The organism is Stenotrophomonas sp. 28608_Sma (genome assembly GCF_056486185.1).
Window position 1 is genome coordinate 2,956,753 of record NZ_CM151308.1, and the last position, 19,990, is coordinate 2,976,742.

Below are 19,990 nucleotides of genomic sequence, written 5' to 3' on the forward strand. Positions count from 1 at the left end.
GTGATTCCTGGGAAGGCCCTGTCCACGCATGGCGCGGATCTACTACAGGGCCGGGATGGATCCGGCGGCCGGTTGGCCCAGTAGATCCACGCCATGCGTGGATGGCTTCAACTCGGCCACACCTCAGAACCGGCGATACATCCCGATCGATGCAGGTGCGGTGGGTGCGAAACCAAACTGCGCGTACAACCGGTGCGCTTCACCATCCGCCAGAAGGCTGACGTATGCCGACGGCGGCAGGTTCGCCTGCATCCAGCCCTCCAGGCGACGCATCACTTCCTTGCCCAGGCCCTGCCCCTGCAGGCGCGGCAACACAGCGATATCGCAGACCTGCAGGTGGCAGCCCCCATCGCCGACGATGCGCCCCATCGCCACCAGCTCGTTACCCTGGTAGGCACACACGCCATACAGGGTATTGGGCAGCGCGCGTGCCGCCGCCTCCTGGCTCTTGGCACTGAGGCCCGCCAGCACACGCAGCTGGCAATAGTCTTCGACCGTGGGCACGGCGTCGCGGAACTGGCAGGCGACGGAATCATTCATGCGCTATCTCCCTGTAGGTCGGGCTATCCTGCCTCATCCATGTCGCAGCTGCTGCGACCCACGCCCGCAGAGTTCCCATGTGCTATTCCGCCCTCATCCGCGCCGACTACGCCAAGCTGGTGCGCGAGTTCGGCGCCATCCTGTCGCTGGAAGAATTCGCGGAGCTGTACGCGCACGATCCTGGCAAGAAGCGCCCCAGAACTCCCAAGGCGATGGATGACGGCTTCGCCGGCGCGCGCACCGAGCAGGGCCGCGACATCGTCGCGAAAATCCAGCAGTGGCATGCGCAGGAACGCCAGGATCTGGAAGCGGAGCTGGCCCGCCAGCGCGAGCGACGCGATATTGCCAATGCCACGCTGGCGACCCGCCCCACCCAGAAGGCACGCAACGACCTGCGCGTGGCCGGCAACCGCATCGATCGTGCGCAGGCTCGGCTGGAAGACCTGCACCGGGTGCAGTTGCTGCCGCGCGACAACCGCATTTTCCCCGGTACCTACGCACCGGTGATGGTCAGCGAGGGCGGCAAACGCGTGATCAAGCCGATGCGCTACCAGTGCCGGCTGCCGGACAAGCCGGTGCGCAACGACATCCTCTATCCCGGCACCTACAACGCGCGGCGCGACAGCCTGGAAGGCTATTGGCGCGGTGCATTCGGGCTGCGCCACGGCGTGGTGGTGGTGCAGGCGTTCTATGAGCACGTGCCACGCCATGCCATCGCCTGCCGTACGCTGGGTGCCGATGAGAAGGATCAGGACGTGGTGCTGGAGTTCCGGCCCGATCCCCCGCGCGACCTGCTGCTGGCCTGCCTGTGGGCGGAATGGGAAGGACCGGAAGGTCGCCTCCTGTCATTTGCCACGATCACCGACACGCCTCCGCACGATGTCGCCGCTGCGGGCCATGACCGCGGCGTCGTTCCCATCCGCAAGGAACACCTCGATGCCTGGCTCAATCCCGATCCGGATGACCTGGCGCGGCAGTACCGCATCCTCGACGACCGCGAGGAGATCCGCTACGTATACGAAGAAGCGGCCTGAGCACCGCGCACAGATGAAAAACCCCGCGTGGGCGGGGTTCATGGATCAGGGATTGCCGCCGCACATCGCCTCTTCGCAGAAGGCCTGTTCCTGCAGGCACTGTTCAACCTCTCCACCCCGCGCGATGCAGCTCTTGTAGAGCTGGAAACAGGGCTGGCCACACCACGCGGCAGAGGCCGTACCACCGAAGACCGCCATCGAAAGGACACCCGCAGCAACCATGCGCTTGATCCACTTCTTCATGCCACTCTCCTTGCAGGCCTGAGCATTCAGGCCCGGGCAGGATACGCCCACCGCTTCAGCACGCGCCAATCAGGCGCTGGCGCTGGCGCGGCCCACTGCGCGTACCAGCGCCTGGCTCAGATCTGCCGAGAGATAGGGCTTGACCAGCAGCACGCCGGCCAGCATCGGCTCGGGCAGCTGCTCGGCCTGCATCCCGGTGGCCAGCACGAACGGCACCCCGCGCGCCGACAGTGCCGCAGCCACCGGCTCGCTGGTCTCATTGCGGGCCAGGCGGTAATCGAGCAGGGCCACGTCCGGGGTCGACGCCTGCAGCAGGCGCAGCGCTTCAGCCACGCTCGCGGCCAGCCCCACCACCGTCGCACCGGCATGCACCAGCTGCATCTGCAGCAGTGCGGCACTCATCTCGTCGTTCTCGACCACCAGCACCCTCAGGTCCTGCAACACTGTCATCGGCTACCGCTCCTGGAGGCATTCAAGCCGCCGCAGTATAGCCATGACAGGGCCGAAGCCGACAGGACGCGCCCCGATCGGCCTCCCCACTATGAAAGCCGTGCCGACCTCGGTTACACTCGCACGCTGCCTGCCGGTGTGGCGGAATGGTATACGCAGCTGACTCAAAATCAGCCGGGGGTGACCCCATGAAGGTTCGAGTCCTTTCACCGGCACCACTGCATCAAAGGCCAGGTCACCGACCTGGCCTTTTGCATTTTCAGGGCCCGGGCGCCGACACTGGCGACGATGCCAACGCCCGCCCTGCCCACGCTCCCTGCCACCCTGCCCGCACGGCTGCGTCCACTGCACGTGGATGATGCTGCCACCTGGGCCGGCTATCTCTCGCTGCCCGGCGTGACCGAGCACACCAGCTGGGGCGACGTTTCCGAAAGAGCACTGCGCTGCCAGATCGCCGGTTACCTGCCCACGGCAACGGACCAGCGCTGGGCGCTGGTGGGCGCCGACAGCCAGCTGATCGGCACCGTTGGCCTGAACGGAATCGACCTGTCGCATGGCCGCGGCGAACTTGCCTATGATCTCGATCCGCGCTGGCAGGGTCAGGGACTGGCCACGCACGCAGCACGCGCGGTGCTCGAATGGGGCCATGCCGCACTCGCTCTGGTCCGAATCCAGGCGACTGTCCTGGACAGCAACGCCCGCTCGATCGCCGTGCTGGAACGCCTCGGCATGCAGCGCGAAGGCCTGCTGCGCGCTTACCGGCGGGTTCGAGGACAGCCCCGTGACTTCTGGATGTACGCCCGCGTCGAAGGCTCCGCGTCACCATGCTGAAACACAACTGCGACTTCCGGCAAGCTTCGAAATAGACGCAGCGCACACTTTTCTTGCAAGCCACACGTGCTTCTGCCTATCGTGATCCCAGCCGGAGCTGGGGGCGGGGGAATGCATGACGTTGCGTGCGGCACTGTTTTTTCTGGTCACGCACGCGCTCGTCATTGCCTTTGTTGGCCCGCAGGACCCGGTCGGCTCCTACCTGATGCTGATCACTGCCCCGTTGCTGGCTGCACTGGCCTGTGTGCGGCGTGCACGTGACAGCCGCCAGGCGGCCTGCAAATGGCGGACGCTGGGCGCTGCCATGGGCCTGTTCTCGCTGGCCCTGCTCGCCCTGCTGTACCGCAATGTGGCCGGCCTCGATCCTGCGCAGATGACCGTGTCTTCGCTGATCCTGTACGTGTTCTACCGCATCCCCCTGACCTACGTGGCCGCCAGCCCGGGCGGCGGCAACCGCTGCATCCGCGCGGTGGACCTGCTGATCATCGCGCTGCTGTGGCTGCTGTACTTCGGGCACACGCGGGCGATGGCGCATTTCAACGCCGCATTGTGGACGCAGTGCCTGAACGCCATGAGCAACCTACAGAACAGCCTGGTGTTCTGCTTCGCGCTGATCCGCTTCCTGGCCGAGGACAATCCCGACCGCCGCGATTTTTTCCGGACACTTGCGATCTACGCGCTGGGCTACTTCCTGCTGGCGTTCTACATCAACACCTACCAGCCGCAGCTGCCTGACGGCAACTGGGGGGACCTGCTGATCAGCGGACTGTTCGTGATGCTGGCCGTCATGGCCGCCAGCAAGCGCCGCTATCCGACGGTGGAGGTATCGCGCAGCCTGCGCCGCATCGTCGACGCCGGCGTGCCGTTGATGCTGCCCTTGCTGCTGATGATGGTGGCGCTGCTGGTCGCGCGCCTGCAGCCCACCCTGGCCACGGTGGGCTTCATTGGTGCCATGCTCGGTTATGCCCTGCGCAGCGTGCTGAGCCAGGTGGAGATCCAGCGCCAGCGCGATGAGCTGGAAACGCTGGCGCGGCGCGATCCGCTGACTGGGCTGGGCAACCGCCGCAGCTTCGACGAATCTCTTGGCAATGCCCGTGGCCGCGCACGCCGCCAGGGACTCGGGCTGGCGGTACTGATGATCGACATCGATCACTTCAAACGGCTCAATGACACCTATGGCCATCCGGAGGGCGATCGTCGCCTGCAGTCGGTCGCCGCCATTCTTGACGGCTGCCTGCAACGAGGTGACGATCTGCTGGCGCGCTATGGCGGCGAAGAGTTCATCGCCGCCCTGCCCTCGCCCGATGCCGCCCACGCACTGGGCCTGGGCGAACGGCTGCGCGCTTCGGTCGAAGTCGCAGCCCTGCCCGCTCCCGAGGCCACCGTCACCATCAGCATCGGCGTGGCCTGGCAGGCGCCCGGCGAAGACCGCGATCCGCGCGACCTGGTCGAACGCGCCGACCAGGCCCTGTACCGCGCCAAACATGCCGGTCGCAACTGCGTACGCGGCGACACCGATAGCATGGAAGACCCGTCCGGTCGCCGCGCCTAGACCGCGTGCAGCCCCGCTGTTCCGTGCCGGTGCCCGGCCCCGCCCTGCACGCGGAAACTGGCCACGGTCTGCAGCAGCTGCGCCGACTGCTCTTCCATGCTGCGCGCCGCCGCCGACGCCTCCTCGACCAGGGCCGCGTTCTGCTGGGTGCCCTGATCGATCAGGTCGACCGCATGATTCATCTGCTGGATATCGTCGCTCTGCTGCTGCGAGGCCGCGCTGATTTCAGTCATCAGGTCACTGACCCGGCGCACGTTGGTCACGATTTCATCCATGGTACGGCCCGCGCTCTCAACCTGCGCCGTGCCGGCGCCCACATTGGCAACCGACTCATCGATCAGGTGCTTGATCTCCTTGGCTGCGCTGGCCGAACGCTGCGACAGCTCGCGGATCTCAGTGGCGACCACGGCAAAGCCGCGGCCATGTTCACCGGCACGCGCAGCCTCCACCGCTGCGTTCAGCGCGAGAATGTTGGTCTGGAAGGCGATGCCGTCGATCACTCCGATGATGTCGACGATGCGCCGCGACGAGGCATTGATCACCGCCATCGTCTCGACCACTTCATGCACCACAGTGCCGCCTCGAGCGGCGACGTCGGCCGCTCCACCGGCCAGCTGGCTGGCCTGGCGCGCGTTGGTGGCCGTGCGCTGCACGGTCTCGGCCAGGCCTTTCATCGACACAGCGGTTTCCTCCAGCGAGGCCGCCTGCTGCTCGGTACGCTGCGAGAGGTCACTGTTGCCCTGTGCGATTTCGGTCGCGCCGACTGCGATGGTGTCCGCGGCGAACTTGATCTGGCCGATGATCGCGGCCATCGCCTCGACCAGCGAATTCACGCCTTCGCACAGTTCGGCGATCGACCCGTTCTTGTCGGCGGTGGCCACGCGCGGGGTCAGATCGCCCTGCTTGGCGGCAGCCACCACCTCGCGGGTCTGCGCCACGGCGCGCTGCATGGCCTGGTTCTCGTGCACCTGCGCGGTGATGTCGGTGGCGTACTTGACGACCTTGAACGGCTTGCCATTGAGGTCCAGGATCGGGTTGTAGGATGCCTGGATCCAGACCTCGCGCCCGCCCTTGCCCAGGCGCCGATACTGGCCGGCGTCATATTCGCCGCGCCCGAGCTTCTCCCAGAACTGGCGATACTCGACGCTGCTGCGATGCTCAGGCTCGACAAACAATGAATGGTGCTGCCCGCGCACCTCGTCCAGGCTGTAGCCGGTAGCGGCCAGGAAATTGTCATTGGCCGACAGGATGCGGCCATCCATGCTGAACTCGATCACCGCCTGCGATTTGGCGATCGCGGCCAGTTGCCCCGCCGAGTCGGCCGCCTGCAGCTTCTGCGCGGTGATGTCGGTCGCGAACTTGACCACCTTGTACGGCCGCCCCTGGCGGTCCAGCACCGGGTTGTACGAGGCCTGGATCCAGATCTCACGCTGGCCCTTGCCGAAGCGCCGGTACTGTCCGGCGTCATATTCGCCACGCCCCAGGCGCACCCAGAAGTCGCGGTATTCCGCGCTGCGCGCCTGCTCGGGGTCGACGAACAGGGAGTGATGCTTGCCCTGGATCTCCTCCAGCCGGTAACCCATCGCCTGCAGGAAATTGTCATTGGCCCGCAGGATGGTGCCGTCGAGAGCGAACTCGATGACGGCCTGCACGCGATGCAGCGCGGCCACCTGCGCTTCCAGCTCGGTGCGGTCGGTCATCGCCGCCTCTGTGCTGGTGCGTTGCTGCGGCGCCAGCACGCCAAGCAGCGCACGCCAGGGCGACCAACGGGGATGCAGCTCGGCCGGCGCCTGCGCGCCTGCCGTGAAGCCTGGAATGAGCATTGTCTGATCCTCGGTGTCCGGTAAGCGGTTGTGACCCGACGGGCGGGATGCCCGGCGGCAACATCAGTTGCCAGGGACTACAGGTGCCAACGGGCACCTCTCGAGCGACTGCCAAGAACGTCTGCTGCGGGTGCGATCGGCATCTGGAAACGGCGGAACACACTGCGCGGACCACCCGTCGGGGGCAGCCTGGGGTCCTGCGGCGGGTGACTGGAGCGGGATCCAGAGGGAGTATCGGCGACGCCGTCGGCCGCTTTAGCGGGATTCCGCGACGTCCGTCGCAACTCTGTGCATTGCAGCCGGAATGCGGTAGACGATTGCCGTGTACTTCACGCCCTGCTCACATGCCACAGCCTGCCCACCAAGGGACTCAGCCAGTGCACGGCTGGACCGGTTCCGTTCCGCCACCGGGTAGCGGAACGCAGCACAGCGCAGGCGCCCGGAGGCCGCCGACCACACCGCCGCCACTGCCTCGCGGCCATAGCCGTGCCCATGCATCACTTCTGCGATCCAGATGCCCAGTTCGGGTTCTGCTTCACGGGCTCGATGCAGGCCTGCCAGGCCAAGGAATACCCCATCCCCGCGCCTGCGGATCACCAACGTGATGTCGGTCCCGTCGGCGATGGTAAGCAGCCACGCCCGCCAGACGCCAGCAAACGCCTCCTTCGAGGGTGGGGGCTCGAACGCCATATAGCGGGTCAGCCCGGGTGTGATTGCCACAAATGCCTCGTCGGCATCACCGGGCGTGAATGGCCGGAGGTGCAGCCGCGGACTGTCGATGGTCCAGTCGTCCAATGTCATCTTCTGCATCGCCTGGGCATTGCGTACAGCATCGCTCAGCAGAAGGATGCAGCTCAAGGCAGAAAGGTTTACATGACCAATGCGGGATTCCCCAGCAGGAGAAAATGACCAGCATGCGCAGGATGCTTATCGACATGGAGATCGCATGTTCCCTCGCTTTGCCAGCCTTCTCTTCCTGGCCCTGTGCAGCAGCAGCGCGCTGGCCAACGACGCCGCCTATCGACCCGCCTTCCACCCCGACCAGCTGAAGGGACCACCCGCAGGACGCCCGAACGAAGTGCTGGTGCTGGGCAGCCCGCACCTGTCCAGCCTGCCGGAGACCTTCACGCCGGCGATGCTGGAACCTCTGCTGCAGCGCCTGGAAGCCTGGCGGCCAACCGCGATCGCGGTGGAGAACCTGTCCGGCCTGCAGTGTGACTTCATGCGCCGCAATCCGGCCCGATACGCGGAGAGCGTAGCGGACTACTGCGTCGACCCGGCACCGGCGCAGGCCGCCACCGGCCTGGACGTGCCCAGCGCCAACGTGGAGATGGAACGCCTGCTTGCGGATTGGCCGAAGGCGCCGACCGCTGCCCAGCGGCGCCGATTGGCCGCCGTGTTCCTGGCCGCGGGCGAAAGCAGCTCGGCAGTCGTCCAATGGCTGCGGCTGTCCAGGGAAGAGCGACGTGCTTCGGACAGCCTGACACCGGAGCTGGTGCAGTTCCTCGACACGCGCATGGCCCGCCGCAACGAGGCCGGACTGGTGGCCGGCGTACTTGCGGCACGCCTGGGGCTGGAGCGCCTGTGGTCGGTCGACGACCACACTGCAGATTCGCCAACACCGGAATCGCAGCAGAAGGCCTACGCTGCCGCCATACGCGGTGCCTGGGACAATTCCTTCGTCAAAGCGCGCAGGGCGGCCGATGAACGACTGGAGGCCAATCTTGCTCAACCGGATGGATTGCTCGCAATGTATCGCGCCTACAACGCCCCCGCAGCCGCGATGGTGGCCTTCAACAGCGATTTCGGCGCGACCCTCGTCGAGCCCTCGCCGGAAGGCTTCGGCCGCAACTACGTGGGCTACTGGGAAACCCGCAACCTGCGCATGGTCGCCAACATGCGCGACATCCTGGGCCAGCATCCAGGCACCCGCATGCTGACCATCGTCGGTGCCTCGCACAAGGGCTACTACGAGGCTTACCTCAACCTGATGCATGACGTGCAGCTGGTCAGTTCGGATGAAGTACTGCGCTGACGCAACATGACGTGGAGGAAGCGGTGACCATCCACCGCATCACTCCACCGCGTTCCCGCCCGTCCGCCACAGCACGATGCTGGCGGCACCGATACAGGACAGCGTGAACACCAGCAGGGCGACCGCGCCGCCCTGCAGTACCGGCAGCAGGGCCTGCGCGTGAAGGTCGCCGCGCAGCTGTTCCGCACGCAGGCAGGCGGCCAGCGCGAGGCACCAGCCAACCATCGCCGGGGCGTAGGCCCGCATCGCAACCGGGTTCCAGACCTTCATGGGATCACCTGCATGAGTGGATGTGCGCGCAGTATTCGCGCACGCCCTCTCACAGGCTGAGATCAGCCTTCGGCGGCTTCGGAATCATCGCCGGGCAGCTCACTGGCCTCGCCCTGCACCTGTACGTTGTTGCGACCCATTGCCTTGGCCCGGTAGCACTGGGCATCAGCCGCTGCCACGGCCTGGTCCACGCTCATCCCACCCGCCAATGGCGCGATACCGATGCTGGCACCCACATGCAGGCGGTCCCGGTCCCACGGAATCGACAGCGATGCCAGGGTGTGCAGCAGTTCACCGCCGATGCGCGCGGCACGACGCGGCGTGCAGCCGGACAGGATCACTGCGAATTCGTCGCCGCCCAGACGCGCCACTACGTCCGAATCACGCACACCGTGGCGCAGCACGCTGGCCACCGCCCACAGCACGGCATCGCCAGCCAGATGGCCCCAGGTGTCGTTGACCGGCTTGAAGCGGTCCAGGTCGATGTACATCAACGACGCGGCCTGGCCAGTTCGCTCGACGCGGGTGATCGCCTGCTGCAGGTGCACCTCGAAGCCGCGACGGTTGCTCAGCTCGGTCAGCGGATCGATCTCGGCCAGATGGCGCGCTTCGCGCTGGCGCGCGCGCTGCTGGGTGTCATCGCGCAGTACCCACACTGCACCGCGTACATGACCTTCATCATCACGCAGCCAGGCACGGGTCAGGTCGACCGGGATCGTGGCCGCGCCCAGGCGCAGCAGAAGATCGGCGTGCAGGTCCACCGCATTGCTTTCCGGGTCCAGCAGGACCGACACATCCAGTACCGAGCCGGGCGCATATTCGGTGGTCAGTGCCAGCACGTCCTGCACCTTGAGCCCGGCCAGCGACAGCGCGCCATCACCCGCCAGGGTGCGTACTGCGGCGGCATTGGCGTAGTCGATACGGCCATCCAGGCTGACACTGAGCACCAGGTCGGCAACCGCATCAAGCGTGATACGGCTGCGCTGCTCGCTCTCGAACAGGCGCTGCTCGCTGCTGCGCTGGGCGCTGATGTCCTGGATCTGCGACACGAAATGCAGCGGTTCACCGTGCTCGGTGCGCACCAGCGACACCGACAGCCGCGCCCAGATCACCTTGCCGTCGCGATCGAGATAGCGCTTTTCCAGGTGGTAGTGGCTGCGCCGCCCGGCCAGCAGATCCTGCACCAGGGCCAGGTCGGTCTGCAGGTCATCGGGGTGGGTCAGGCGCTGGAAATCAACCTGCAGCAGTTCTTCGCGGGGGTAGCCCAGGATCCGGCACAGTGCGTCATTGACGTCCAGCCAGCGTCCTTCCAGCGACACCAGCGCCATGCCCAGCGCCGCCGACGTGAACGCACCGGCGAATTTCTCTGCCGACAGGCGTGCTTCGGCGCGCGCCTGCAGGATCTCGGTGATGTCGATGGACATGCCGACATAGCCGATCCGCGCGCCGCCGGCACCATCCATGCGGCTGATCGACAAGCGCACCTGGCGTGGCTGGCCATCCTTGCGCCGCAGTGTCCACTGCCGTGAATAGGTCTGCTCATCGGCGCGGGCGCTGAGTGCTTCAAACGCGCCCGGCAGGCTTCCGTCCGCAGCCGCCAGCGGACGCAGCCAGGCCGCCAGCTCGTCCGGATCGTGGAAATCACCCAGTCGCCGCTGGCCGACCACTTCTTCCGCGCTGTAACCCAGCAGGCGTTCCGCGCCGGTATTGAACAGGGTGATGGTCCCTTCGGTATCGGTCGCGATCACCGCCACCTCATCGGACGCGTCGACCACGGCCTGCAATCGCTGTCGGCTCTCGGCCGCATCCTGCCGCGCCTGCTGCAGCTCGGTCACGTCGGCGTGCGCACCGGCCATCCACAGCGGTCGTCCCTGCCCGTCCCATTCGAACACGCGGCCACGATCGTGGATCCATATCCACTGGCCATTCTTGTGGCGCATGCGCAGCAGGCAGACATAGTTGTCGCTGCGGCCTTCGAAGTGATCCTCGAGTGCCGCGTCGGACAGGACGATGTCGTCGGGGTGGACCAGCTTCAGGAACGTCTTCTGGCACACCGGCTCAAGCTCTTCCAGCCGATAGCCGACAATCTCCGCCCAGCGCGCATTGACCCGCATTTCGCCGGTCTGCACGTTCCATTCCCAGGTACCGGCAGCGGTGCCGTCGATGATCATGGCCAGGCGCCGGCGCTCCTCTGCCAGTTCCTGCAGGCGCCGCTCGAGCAGCCCGTTGCCGTTGTTTCCCTGGCCCGCCATCAATCCGGTCCCCGGCCCGCACAGGCGGGCAGCAGCCGCAGCACAACGCTGCAGCCCTCAACGAAGACAACGGGTCCTGCTGGCGTCATGGCCCTCCCCAGCGACAGCGGGGAGGCCAAACGCCCCCCTCAGGCGCAAGTGTGCGCAATCACGGGGAAAATCGACAAGTCCCCCGCCACGAATCAAGCGTGACGGGGGACACGGTCCTCAACTGCGCTTGGCGCGGGCGAAGGCCTCCGCCAGGGCGTTGTTGGCCGGGGGCGCGGACTGAGCGGGACGGCCGCCATTGCCCTGGCCCCGGTTTGGCCCGCGGTTCTGGCCGCCTGCGTCGCGGCGCGGCCCCTGCCCCTGGCCGCGGTCATCGCGCTGGCCCGGGCGGCTGGTGGCCTGGCCCGGGGTATCGTCCAGGCGCCGGGTCAGGGCGATGCGCTTGCGCGCCACGTCCACCTCCAGCACCTTCACCTTGACGATATCGCCGGCCTTGACCACGTCGCGCGGGTCCTTCACGAACGTATCGGAGAGCGCCGAAATGTGGATCAGGCCATCCTGGTGCACGCCGATATCGACGAAGGCGCCGAAGGCGGCCACGTTGCTGACCACACCTTCCAGCACCATGCCCTCGCGCAGGTCCTTGATGTCCTCGACGCCCTCGGCGAAGCGCGCGGCCTTGAACTCCGGACGCGGGTCACGGCCCGGCTTTTCCAGTTCCTTCAGGATGTCGCGCACGGTCGGCACGCCGAAGGTGTCGTCGGTGAACTGTTCTGCCTTCAAGCCGCGCAGGAAGCTGCCATCACCGATCAGCGCCTTGATCGGGCGCGCGGTGCTGGCCACGATGCGCTCGACCACCGGGTAGGCTTCGGGGTGCACCGCCGAGGCGTCCAGCGGCTGGTCACCATCGGCGATACGCAGGAAGCCGGCGCACTGCTCGAAGGTCTTCTCGCCCAGGCGCGCGACCTTCAGCAGGTCCTTGCGGCGCTTGAACGGGCCATTGTCGTCACGATGGCGCACGATGTTCTCGGCCACCGTGGACGACAGGCCGGACACGCGCGACAGCAGCGCGGCCGAAGCGGTGTTCACGTACACGCCCACGGCATTCACGCAGTCCTCGACCCGCGCATCCAGCGCCCGTGCCAGGCGGTACTGGTCCACGTCGTGCTGGTACTGGCCGACACCGATCGCCTTGGGTTCGATCTTGACCAGTTCGGCCAGCGGATCCTGCAGGCGGCGCGCGATGGACACCGCGCCACGCAGCGACACGTCCAGCCCCGGGAATTCCTTGGCCGCGAACTCGGACGCCGAGTACACCGACGCGCCCGCCTCGCTGACCACCACCTTCTGCAGCTTCGGGTTGGCGGCAGCCTTGATCGCTTCGCCGGCCAGCTTGTCGGTTTCGCGGCTGGCGGTGCCGTTGCCGATCGCGATCAGTTCCACGTTGTGCTTGGCGCACAGCTGCTTGATCGTCTGCAGCGACTGGTCCCACTGGCGGCGCGGCTCGTGCGGGTAGATGGTCTCGGTGGCGACCAGCTTGCCGGTGGCATCGACCACGGCAATCTTGCAGCCGGTGCGGATGCCCGGGTCCAGCCCGAGTACAGTCTTCGGGCCCGCCGGAGCCGCCAGCAGCAGGTCCTTCAGGTTGTCGCCGAACACTGCGATGGCTTCGGCCTCGGCCTTTTCGCGAGCCTGGTTGAACAGGTCCAGCAGCAGATGGGTGTGCAGCTTGGCACGCCAGGTCAGGCGGCAGGCATCCAGCAGCCAGCGGTCGGCGGCGCGGCCCTGATCGGCGATGCCGGCCTTGCGCGCCACGCGTCCTTCGGCGTACTGGTGGCCGGCCTCGGCCTCGCTGCCCGGGTCCAGTTCCAGGAACAGGATCTCCTCGCGGCGCGCACGGAACAGCGCCAGCAAGCGGTGCGAGGGAATCTTCGCCAGCGCCTCGGCATGCTCGAAATAATCGCGGTACTTGGCGCCTTCGGTTTCCTTGCCCTCGGCCACGCGGGCACGGATCACGCCGGTCTCGCCCAGCCAGGTGCGCAGCTCACCGACCAGCGCGGCATCTTCGCCCCAGCGCTCCATCAGGATCGCGCGTGCACCTTCCAACGCAGCCTTGGTGTCGGCCACGCCCTTGTCGGTGTCGACGAAGGAAGCCGCGAAGACCTGAGGGTCCTGCGTCGGGTCGGCCAGCAGGCCATCAGCCAGCGGTTCCAGACCGGCCTCGCGGGCGATCTGGGCGCGGGTACGGCGCTTGGGCTTGTACGGCAGGTACAGGTCTTCCAGTCGGCTCTTGGTGTCGGCGGCCAGGATGTCGTTGCGCAGGTCGTCGCTGAGCTTGCCCTGCTCGCCGATGCTGGCCAGCACCGCCGCGCGCCGGTCTTCCAGTTCGCGCAGGTAAGTCAGGCGCACTTCCAGGTTGCGCAGCTGGGTGTCGTCCAGGCCCCCGGTCACTTCCTTGCGGTAGCGCGCGATGAACGGAACGCTGGCGCCCTCGTCGAGCAGGCCGACGGCGGCACGTACCTGGGCGGACTGGGCACCGATCTCGTCGGCGATGGTCTGGGCGATCTGCTGGGCGAGCGCGCTCTGGGCGTTCTTGGCGTCGTGCATTGCTTCAGGTCTGTGCCGCGTTACGGGAAGACCCCATTCTGGCAATCCACGACGGAGCCGGACAAGGCATTGACAGGGGGCGAGGTTCAGCAGCGAGGCCGGAGTGGACGCCGGCATCCTGGCGGAGAGAGGGCTCGGACTGGCCCTGGGCTGGGATGCCGGCGCGGGCGCACGATGGTGGGCGCGCCCTGCCGCGTGTTGCGGAGGTCAGCGGTAGTGGCGGGCGGCGCGCTGCATGACGATCTCGTCACGCATGCCTTCCAGGGCCATCAGGCGGACCTTGCCGACACCCTGCAGTTCCATGAACCGCTCCGTGTAGAACTCCGGCCCCAGCGCGGTGTCGGCGCGGGATTTGCTGAAGCCGTAGGGCACCACGCCCTTCTCGCCATCCTTGCTACCACCGACATAAAGAACGATTGCCATGTGATGTATTCCTCCAAATTGCTACTGCGTACTGCACTCGATGAGCGATGCTGCGAGCTCATCGAGGGAGAGCTTACCGCGTCGAACCTGACTGGAACGTCACGAAGGCTAATGACGATCGGTTGCATGCAGATGACTGCGGGATCGCAGCAGAATGCTTACGGATCTTTAACTTCCGGCTAACGAATCCGTGGGGGATTCCCGCCAACGGCGCAGCCCCTCGTGGGTGGTTTGGTTGTTCGCGGAAAGCTGGTTTCCCGGGGGCTGGCCGGGAGGGTGGGTAGTGCGGGGACGCCGTGAACCCGTCCCTGAAGTGCCCCCCGGGGCTTGGCCGCGGCATCCATGCCGCGGACACCCCGCCCCACCCACCCTCCCGGCCGCTGACAGGTTCCTGATGCCTGCCTCCCCCCACGGAAAAGAAAAAAGAAGATCAAAAGCAAAAACAGCTTGGCCGGCTGATTTGTTGCTTCCTGTAGAGCCAAGCCAAGCCAAGCCATGCCCCGCTCGCGAGCAAGCGCAGCGCGCGACCCGCTTCTGCTGTTCTATTTCTTCTCCGTGGCTGGACGCGCACGGAAACTGTCAGGGGCCGGGCGGGGTGGGTTCGCGGGACCGTTGGCGCCATGGATGGCGCCATCGAGCCCCCAGGGACGGGTTTACGGCGTGTCCCGCGAACCCACCCCGCCCGGCCCAATCGCATGAACGCATTCCGCGACCACCCACGAGGGGCTGCGCCGTTGGCTGGAAACTACGGCCACCAGCCACGCCCGAACCGGGCGAAATGATCGGCCGCGCGCTCGAACGGATTGCGCGCACTCACCCCACCACACAGCAGGTACACCGGCAGGTACAGCGGCCCCAGCACCATGTATTGGTAGACGTGCGCGCGTTCGTGGTCATCCAGCCGGATCAGCGGCTCCACGCCCCACCCTGCCTGGTGCGCATAGGTGCGGCAGGAAATGCCCAGGTCATGCCCGGTGTGCAGGATCACATTGCCCAGGGTGATCGCCCCACCCGGCCCCCACGGCCAGCGATCGAACACCAACGCGCTGTCACGGCCGCTCCAGCGCAGCGTCGCGCCGCCGAGCATGCCGGCCAGTCCACCGATCAGGCCGAGCAGGGAATTGGGGGACGTCCACACCGCGCCCAGCACCTGCAGCGCGCGCAGCCAGATCGGCCAGGGCGTCACGGGAGTCTTCAATCGGCCTCGTTGGGAATCAGCAGCCACAGGATCAGGTAGACCAGGATGCCGGGGAAGGCCGCCGAGCCGATCGAGACCAGCACGAACACGATCCGTACCAGGGTGGCATTCCAGCCGAAGCGATGGGCAATGCCGCCCATCACGCCGGCAATCATGCGGTCGTTCAATGAACGCGACAGCGTGCGCGGCGTGGTGTTCATGGCGGTTCTCCTGGGCTACGGGAAAAAGCAGTCGAGATGGCTCGACTCTACACCGCCCCTATGTCTACGGCGTGCGGTGGCGCAGGGCCTGCAGGCGGGCGCCGAACCAGGCGGCCGCGGTCTGTTCAGGCTGCCCCGGGCATTGGATGCGATAGGGCTTGCCGCTCATGCTGCTCTGGCTGGCGGCGCGCTCGATGAACTGCTCTGCGCTGTCCACCATGTCCTTCTTCAGCAGGTAGTCGTACTTGCGCTGCAGGTGCGCGCGCGCATCGCTGCTGTCGTACCAGCTGCCATTGCGCTGGAACCGGCACTGGGAGCCGTCCAGGCTGGAGATCAGCTGGGCGATCTCCCGGCGTGCATCCGTACTGGGTGCGGCGTGAGCAACAGGTGCTGCCAGCAGCAGCGTGGCAAGCAGCAGCGTGAACCGTTGCGACATCATTATTCTCCAAGGCAGTCGAGCAAGCTCGACTCTACAAAAGCGAAGCAGGCCTTACACGTCGCGCGCCTTCAACCAGCCATCGATCGTGGCGGGCACTTCGCGCTGCGCGCGACCGGACACGTAGATGCCGATATGGCCGCCACGGAAACTGGACTCAGTGTAATCCTCGGTGCCCAGGCGTCCACGCATTGCGCGCGAGGCATCCGGCGGCACCAGATGGTCCTGCTCGGCGTAGATGTTCAGTACCGGCAGGGTCACCTTCGACAGATCCACCGCCTCTTCGCCGATCCGCACCGTGCCGTTCATCAACCCGTTGCCCTGGTAGAACTGCTTGATGAAGTCGCGGAACGCCTCGCCGGCCAGGTCCGGTGAATCGAAGATCCACTTCTCCATCCGCAGGAAATCCTCCAGCGCAGCCTTGTCATCGAGGATGTCGAGCAGGCCGACGTACTTCTGCACGTTCAGGCGGAACGGCTTGAGCATCAGGTAACTGGCATTCATCAGGTCGGCCGGGATGTTGCCCAGCGTGTCGACCAGCAGGTCCACATCCACCTGCCGCGCCCAGTGCGAGAGCATGTTGTCGGCGGTGTGGAAATCGACCGGGGTGACCATGGTGATCAGCTTGCCCAGCTTCTGCCGGCGCAGCGCGGCGTAGCACAGCGCGAACACGCCGCCCTGGCAGATGCCGAGCAGGTCGACCGGTCCACCACCGCGCGCGCGCAGCGCATCGACCGCGCCATCGATGTAGCGCAGCAGGTAGTCCTCCAGGGTCTGGAAGCGCTCCGAGCGATCCGGGTAACCCCAGTCCAGCACGTAGACGTCCTGCCCCAGCGCCAGCAGCTTCTGTACCAGTGAGCGATCGGCCTGCAGGTCGACCATGTACGGCCGGTTGACCAGCGCGTAGACGATCAGCAACGGCGTGCGGCGGGTCGGTGCCTGTTCGCCGACGAAGCGGTACAGCACCACCTTGTCGTCGCGCCAGACTTCCTCGCGCGCGGTCACGCCGTAGTCCACGTCTTCCACCTGCGGCAGCAGCTTCAGCCCTTCCATCAGCTTGCGCTGCATGGCCAGGGTTTCCTGCATCAGGTCATCGGCGTTGAAGCCCAGCGGTCCTTTCATCGGTCACGCGTCCGCGTGGAAGTACGGGGCGCTGCCTTTGGTGCAGCCCTTTTCGCAGGCGCCTTTTTCGCAGCCGCCTTCTTTGCCGGCGCGGCCTTCTTCGCGGCCTTGCGCGCGACCGGCTTCACCTTCGCCGGCGCCGGCTGTGCCACCGGATCGACCTCGCCCGCACCGGCCATGGCCGCCACCTGTGCCTGCAGGCGGCGCAGGCTGCGCTCCAGCTCGGCGATGCGGCGGTGCGCGGCGTCCATCTCACTGCGGGTCGGCAGGCCGATCCGTTCACTCATCTGTTCCACCTCGCGCTGCAGGCCGGCGCGCAGGCGCATCTGAGCGTTGCCCAGCGCGGCATACACCTGCTGGAACGGTTCGGACATGGCGACCTTGGCGTAGGCCTCCTCGGCCACTTCAATCCACAGGTCGAACATCGCGCGGGCGCTGGTCAGCTGGCTGCCCGGCTGCTCGTGCTCGGCCAGGCGCTGCTCGAACAGCGCGAAGGCCTCGTCCAGTGCCTGCTTGATTTGATCGACGTAGGCGCGCGAATGCTGCTGGTATTCCTCCTGCGCCCGCAGCAGCGCCTGCCAGCGCGCCTGGTGCTCGCGGCCGGGCCCGAACGCCGGGCTCTGCAGCCACGGACCGGCCTGCAGCTGGAACTGCTGCAGCCAGGCGGCAAACTCCGGTACAGCGGCGCCAGCGTGGGTGCTGCCACGGGCGCCCTGCAGCATCCACTGCAGCATGCCGTCGCCCTGCCCCTGCACCGCCTCGCGCCAGGCTTGTGCCACGTCGGCACTGCTGGCGTCGCGGCCGGCGAAACGCGCGGCCACTTCCTGCATGGTGCCGTACCAGCTGCCCGCCTGTTCGCGGAAGCGGCGCACGGCATCTTCCGGCGCGCCCTGCCCCTGCTCGGGCAACAGCTGGCCCCACCAGTCGAACAGCCGTTGCCAGCTGCCGGGATCGTCACCAGCCGGTGCGCCGGGCGTGCTCGCATGGCGCAGGGCATCGCCCCAGGCGCCGAAGTACTGCCGGGCCAGGGTTTCGAAATCACTGCTGCCGGCGTCGTGGGCCGAGCTGGTCATCGCAGGCCTCCGCAGGGCTGGCTCATGGCTTGGGGATACGCAGGGTCTTGCTGATCATCAGCGACCCGGACAGGGCGAACAACAGCACCATCGGGTGCAGCTGCCACGGGCCGATCTGCCACTGGCCGAACCAGATGTTCTGGCCGATGGCATCGGTACCGGCGGCGATCGCCAGCACGATCACCAGCACCAGGCTGGTCGGGATCGGGGTGCCCTCGAAATACGCGACCTTACCCTCGTCGCCGGCCAGTGCCTCGGCGGTGACGTTGTAGCGCGCCAGGCGGCTGACGCCGCAGCAGACGAAATAGCTCAGCACCAGCCAGTCCCAGCCGCCCTGCATGCCGCAGGCGTAGGCCAGCGCCGCCGGGGCCACACCGAAGGAGATCACGTCGGACAGCGAGTCCAGCTCGCGGCCCAGGGTGGAGCTGGACTTGCGCCAGCGCGCGATGCGCCCATCGAGGGCGTCGAAAATGAAAGCCAGCGGGATCAACGCCATGCCGAACAGCAGGTAGCCGCGCTCGCCGTCCTGCAGGAAGCGCATTGCGGCAAAGACCGCACCGGTGCCGCAGAAAGCATTGGCCAGGGTGAACCAGTCGGCCAGCTGGAATTCGCGCAGCATCGAGAAGTGACGTTTCATGGGGTCTCACGGAGCATCAAGGCCCACAGGTTACCGCGAGCGCCGCCGCTGGCGACAGCGTTGGCAGGCCCCAGCCTTCACCGCTCCCTCACCTGTCCTCACCGGCGGTGAATTTTTCGCCACCCATCTTGACAGCCTAGGGGGGTGGCGCCTGTCGCGGCTTATCCACAAAGTTGCCCACGCGTAATCCACACCCCCTGTGGACAACCAGATCTCACCGACTGCGACGCTGGACATTTCCTCATCACCCCGAAGCGGGGTTTCCCTACTTCCCAAGCCACAAGGTCGGCGCTATGGTCACCGGCGGACCCGCCGCCGCCACGTCCGAAACTCTGCAACGGACGATGATGATGCTGGATGCTCCCACTCTGGCCGCACAGCTGCGGCAGCCCCATGGCGAGGCCGCGCTGGCGGTGGCTGACTCGATGAACCGCAGCAACGGCGCACTCAACCTGGCCGCGATCGGGCTGCTGGCCGTCGGCACTGGCGAACGGGTCCTGGAGATCGGCCCCGGCAATGCGGCCTTCGCGCCGCTGATGCTGCAGGCCACCGACAGCCACTATCTGGGTATTGAGCTGTCCACCGCCATGGTCGAGGCCGGCAACCAGCGCCTGGCCAGCGCCGGGTTGGCCGAGCGTGCCGCGATGCGACACGGCGACGCTCATGCGCTGCCGGTCGCCGATGCCGCGATGGATGCCGCGCTGGCGGTCAACACCCTGTACTTCTGGCCGAACCTGGCGCCGGTGCTGGACGAGCTGGCGCGGGTGCTGCGCCGGGGCGGCCGCCTGTGCCTGGCCTTTGGCGACGCCAGCTTCATGCGCAGCCTGCCATTTGCTGCCGACTTCCAACTGCATGAGCTGGACGCGGTGGAGCTGGCGCTGCGTGTGTCGGGCTTCCGCGTCTCGGCCTGGCGCAGCCACCGGGAATCCGCAGCCGGCAATGACGGCCAGATCCGCGAAAAGCACTTCCATCTGCTGCTGGCACAGCGGCGCTGAAGTGGTAGAGCCGGCCGCTGGCCGGCTGCCCCGGCATTCCGGATTGCCGGCCAGCGGCCGGCACTACCCAGCCTGTACCCGCCGCCAGCGAGCAACACAGAACACCTGCATCACCAGTGGCCGACCCACCGCAGCCGCCGCAACGACTGTGATCCGAACGCGTGGTAGAGCCGGCCGCTGGCCGGCTGCCCCGGCCGTTCCGCGTTGCCGGCCAGCGGCCGGCACTACCCAGCCTGCACCCGGCGCCAGCGAGCGAAACAGAACACCCGCATCACCAGTGG

Annotated in this window: 20 protein-coding genes and 1 tRNA gene; 6 read left to right on the forward strand and 15 right to left on the reverse strand. The window is 66.8% G+C overall.

Translation table 11 applies throughout. The annotated features are described in order from the left end of the window. Positions 1-123: 123 nt before the first annotated feature. Positions 124-540: a GNAT family N-acetyltransferase gene (locus ACZLHH_RS13885; RefSeq protein ID WP_010484960.1), complete on the reverse strand. Its 417-nt coding sequence runs from the start codon at positions 538-540 to the stop codon at positions 124-126. Between the two features lie 77 nt (positions 541-617). Between ACZLHH_RS13885 and ACZLHH_RS13890 the strand changes: the two genes are divergently transcribed. Then, positions 618-1,574 (forward strand): SOS response-associated peptidase family protein, encoded by a 957-nt coding sequence (locus ACZLHH_RS13890; protein ID WP_180845179.1) that lies wholly within the window; start codon positions 618-620, stop codon positions 1,572-1,574. Between the two features lie 45 nt (positions 1,575-1,619). On the opposite strand, the gene ACZLHH_RS13895 is transcribed toward ACZLHH_RS13890, so the two are convergent. After that, positions 1,620-1,817: a hypothetical protein gene (locus tag ACZLHH_RS13895; protein WP_010484956.1), complete on the reverse strand. Its 198-nt coding sequence runs from the start codon at positions 1,815-1,817 to the stop codon at positions 1,620-1,622. A 69-nt stretch (positions 1,818-1,886) separates the two neighbouring features. Continuing rightward, the gene (locus ACZLHH_RS13900; protein ID WP_032129385.1) at positions 1,887-2,267 is read right to left on the reverse strand and encodes a response regulator; all 381 of its coding nucleotides are present in this window, start codon (positions 2,265-2,267) and stop codon (positions 1,887-1,889) included. Positions 2,268-2,399: 132 nt separating this feature from the next. On the opposite strand from ACZLHH_RS13900, the gene ACZLHH_RS13905 reads away from it, so the two are divergent. From ACZLHH_RS13905 to ACZLHH_RS13915, 3 genes are all read left to right on the forward strand, one after another. Next, positions 2,400-2,485, forward strand: a tRNA-Leu gene (locus ACZLHH_RS13905). A 70-nt stretch (positions 2,486-2,555) separates the two neighbouring features. Continuing rightward, positions 2,556-3,098 (forward strand): GNAT family N-acetyltransferase, encoded by a 543-nt coding sequence (locus ACZLHH_RS13910; RefSeq protein ID WP_180845178.1) that lies wholly within the window; start codon positions 2,556-2,558, stop codon positions 3,096-3,098. Between the two features lie 115 nt (positions 3,099-3,213). Continuing rightward, positions 3,214-4,650: a GGDEF domain-containing protein gene (locus ACZLHH_RS13915; protein WP_180845177.1), complete on the forward strand. Its 1,437-nt coding sequence runs from the start codon at positions 3,214-3,216 to the stop codon at positions 4,648-4,650. Here the strand turns inward: ACZLHH_RS13915 and ACZLHH_RS13920 are convergent. Both ACZLHH_RS13920 and ACZLHH_RS13925 read right to left on the reverse strand, forming a co-directional pair. Beyond that, positions 4,647-6,473: a methyl-accepting chemotaxis protein gene (locus tag ACZLHH_RS13920; RefSeq protein ID WP_180845176.1), complete on the reverse strand. Its 1,827-nt coding sequence runs from the start codon at positions 6,471-6,473 to the stop codon at positions 4,647-4,649. The two genes, ACZLHH_RS13915 and ACZLHH_RS13920, sit on opposite strands and share 4 nt — an antisense overlap. Positions 6,474-6,728: 255 nt before the next feature. Beyond that, on the reverse strand, positions 6,729-7,331 hold the full coding sequence (locus ACZLHH_RS13925; RefSeq protein ID WP_258014138.1) for a GNAT family N-acetyltransferase: 603 nt from the start codon (positions 7,329-7,331) through the stop codon (positions 6,729-6,731). A gap of 88 nt (positions 7,332-7,419) precedes the next feature. On the opposite strand from ACZLHH_RS13925, the gene ACZLHH_RS13930 reads away from it, so the two are divergent. Next, the gene (locus tag ACZLHH_RS13930; RefSeq protein ID WP_134951325.1) at positions 7,420-8,508 is read left to right on the forward strand and encodes a DUF5694 domain-containing protein; all 1,089 of its coding nucleotides are present in this window, start codon (positions 7,420-7,422) and stop codon (positions 8,506-8,508) included. A gap of 39 nt (positions 8,509-8,547) precedes the next feature. Here the strand turns inward: ACZLHH_RS13930 and ACZLHH_RS13935 are convergent, their stop codons facing one another. From ACZLHH_RS13935 to ACZLHH_RS13980, 10 genes are all read right to left on the reverse strand, one after another. Next, positions 8,548-8,778, reverse strand: coding sequence for a hypothetical protein (locus ACZLHH_RS13935; protein WP_180845175.1), 231 nt, complete (start codon positions 8,776-8,778; stop codon positions 8,548-8,550). A 62-nt stretch (positions 8,779-8,840) separates the two neighbouring features. Next, a complete protein-coding gene (locus ACZLHH_RS13940; RefSeq protein WP_180845174.1) occupies positions 8,841-11,030 on the reverse strand; it encodes a PAS domain S-box protein in 2,190 nt (729 codons plus the stop codon). A 207-nt stretch (positions 11,031-11,237) separates the two neighbouring features. After that, positions 11,238-13,625, reverse strand: coding sequence for a Tex family protein (locus ACZLHH_RS13945; RefSeq protein WP_180845173.1), 2,388 nt, complete (start codon positions 13,623-13,625; stop codon positions 11,238-11,240). A gap of 207 nt (positions 13,626-13,832) precedes the next feature. Further along, positions 13,833-14,048, reverse strand: coding sequence for a hypothetical protein (locus ACZLHH_RS13950; protein WP_005410085.1), 216 nt, complete (start codon positions 14,046-14,048; stop codon positions 13,833-13,835). A 745-nt stretch (positions 14,049-14,793) separates the two neighbouring features. Beyond that, the gene (locus ACZLHH_RS13955) at positions 14,794-15,246 is read right to left on the reverse strand and encodes a hypothetical protein (protein ID WP_154352821.1); all 453 of its coding nucleotides are present in this window, start codon (positions 15,244-15,246) and stop codon (positions 14,794-14,796) included. After that, positions 15,243-15,446, reverse strand: a complete 204-nt coding sequence (locus tag ACZLHH_RS13960) for a PspC domain-containing protein (RefSeq protein ID WP_006452007.1) — start codon at positions 15,444-15,446, stop codon at positions 15,243-15,245. The genes ACZLHH_RS13955 and ACZLHH_RS13960 overlap by 4 nt, the downstream gene beginning before the upstream one ends. A gap of 64 nt (positions 15,447-15,510) precedes the next feature. Further along, the gene (locus tag ACZLHH_RS13965; protein WP_429000452.1) at positions 15,511-15,882 is read right to left on the reverse strand and encodes a YfeK family protein; all 372 of its coding nucleotides are present in this window, start codon (positions 15,880-15,882) and stop codon (positions 15,511-15,513) included. 54 nt (positions 15,883-15,936) lie between these two features. Next, positions 15,937-17,004 (reverse strand): class III poly(R)-hydroxyalkanoic acid synthase subunit PhaC, encoded by a 1,068-nt coding sequence (gene phaC, locus ACZLHH_RS13970; protein ID WP_180845426.1) that lies wholly within the window; start codon positions 17,002-17,004, stop codon positions 15,937-15,939. Then, entirely contained in the window at positions 17,001-18,077 is a 1,077-nt protein-coding gene (gene phaE, locus ACZLHH_RS13975) for a class III poly(R)-hydroxyalkanoic acid synthase subunit PhaE (protein ID WP_180845427.1), read from the reverse strand. The genes phaC and phaE overlap by 4 nt, the downstream gene beginning before the upstream one ends. A 22-nt stretch (positions 18,078-18,099) precedes the next feature. Then, positions 18,100-18,714 (reverse strand): CDP-alcohol phosphatidyltransferase family protein, encoded by a 615-nt coding sequence (locus ACZLHH_RS13980; RefSeq protein WP_032130352.1) that lies wholly within the window; start codon positions 18,712-18,714, stop codon positions 18,100-18,102. A gap of 344 nt (positions 18,715-19,058) precedes the next feature. Between ACZLHH_RS13980 and ACZLHH_RS13985 the strand changes: the two genes are divergently transcribed. Further along, on the forward strand, positions 19,059-19,709 hold the full coding sequence (locus ACZLHH_RS13985; protein ID WP_049398211.1) for a class I SAM-dependent methyltransferase: 651 nt from the start codon (positions 19,059-19,061) through the stop codon (positions 19,707-19,709). Positions 19,710-19,990: the final 281 nt, after the last annotated feature.

Bases quoted from the DNA above. Each gene is read 5' to 3' on its own strand.
- ACZLHH_RS13885 (WP_010484960.1), bottom strand. From the start codon at position 540: ATGAATGATTCCGTCGCCTGCCAGTTCCGCGACGCCGTGCCCACGGTC.
- ACZLHH_RS13890 (WP_180845179.1), top strand. From the start codon at position 618: ATGTGCTATTCCGCCCTCATCCGCGCCGACTACGCCAAGCTGGTGCGC.
- ACZLHH_RS13895 (WP_010484956.1), bottom strand. From the start codon at position 1,817: ATGAAGAAGTGGATCAAGCGCATGGTTGCTGCGGGTGTCCTTTCGATG.
- ACZLHH_RS13900 (WP_032129385.1), bottom strand. From the start codon at position 2,267: ATGACAGTGTTGCAGGACCTGAGGGTGCTGGTGGTCGAGAACGACGAG.
- ACZLHH_RS13910 (WP_180845178.1), top strand. From the start codon at position 2,556: ATGCCAACGCCCGCCCTGCCCACGCTCCCTGCCACCCTGCCCGCACGG.
- ACZLHH_RS13915 (WP_180845177.1), top strand. From the start codon at position 3,214: ATGACGTTGCGTGCGGCACTGTTTTTTCTGGTCACGCACGCGCTCGTC.
- ACZLHH_RS13920 (WP_180845176.1), bottom strand. From the start codon at position 6,473: ATGCTCATTCCAGGCTTCACGGCAGGCGCGCAGGCGCCGGCCGAGCTG.
- ACZLHH_RS13930 (WP_134951325.1), top strand. From the start codon at position 7,420: ATGTTCCCTCGCTTTGCCAGCCTTCTCTTCCTGGCCCTGTGCAGCAGC.
- ACZLHH_RS13935 (WP_180845175.1), bottom strand. From the start codon at position 8,778: ATGAAGGTCTGGAACCCGGTTGCGATGCGGGCCTACGCCCCGGCGATG.
- ACZLHH_RS13940 (WP_180845174.1), bottom strand. From the start codon at position 11,030: ATGGCGGGCCAGGGAAACAACGGCAACGGGCTGCTCGAGCGGCGCCTG.
- ACZLHH_RS13945 (WP_180845173.1), bottom strand. From the start codon at position 13,625: ATGCACGACGCCAAGAACGCCCAGAGCGCGCTCGCCCAGCAGATCGCC.
- ACZLHH_RS13950 (WP_005410085.1), bottom strand. From the start codon at position 14,048: ATGGCAATCGTTCTTTATGTCGGTGGTAGCAAGGATGGCGAGAAGGGC.
- ACZLHH_RS13960 (WP_006452007.1), bottom strand. From the start codon at position 15,446: ATGAACACCACGCCGCGCACGCTGTCGCGTTCATTGAACGACCGCATG.
- ACZLHH_RS13965 (WP_429000452.1), bottom strand. From the start codon at position 15,882: ATGTCGCAACGGTTCACGCTGCTGCTTGCCACGCTGCTGCTGGCAGCA.
- phaC (WP_180845426.1), bottom strand. From the start codon at position 17,004: ATGAAAGGACCGCTGGGCTTCAACGCCGATGACCTGATGCAGGAAACC.
- phaE (WP_180845427.1), bottom strand. From the start codon at position 18,077: ATGACCAGCTCGGCCCACGACGCCGGCAGCAGTGATTTCGAAACCCTG.
- ACZLHH_RS13980 (WP_032130352.1), bottom strand. From the start codon at position 18,714: ATGAAACGTCACTTCTCGATGCTGCGCGAATTCCAGCTGGCCGACTGG.
- ACZLHH_RS13985 (WP_049398211.1), top strand. From the start codon at position 19,059: ATGATGATGCTGGATGCTCCCACTCTGGCCGCACAGCTGCGGCAGCCC.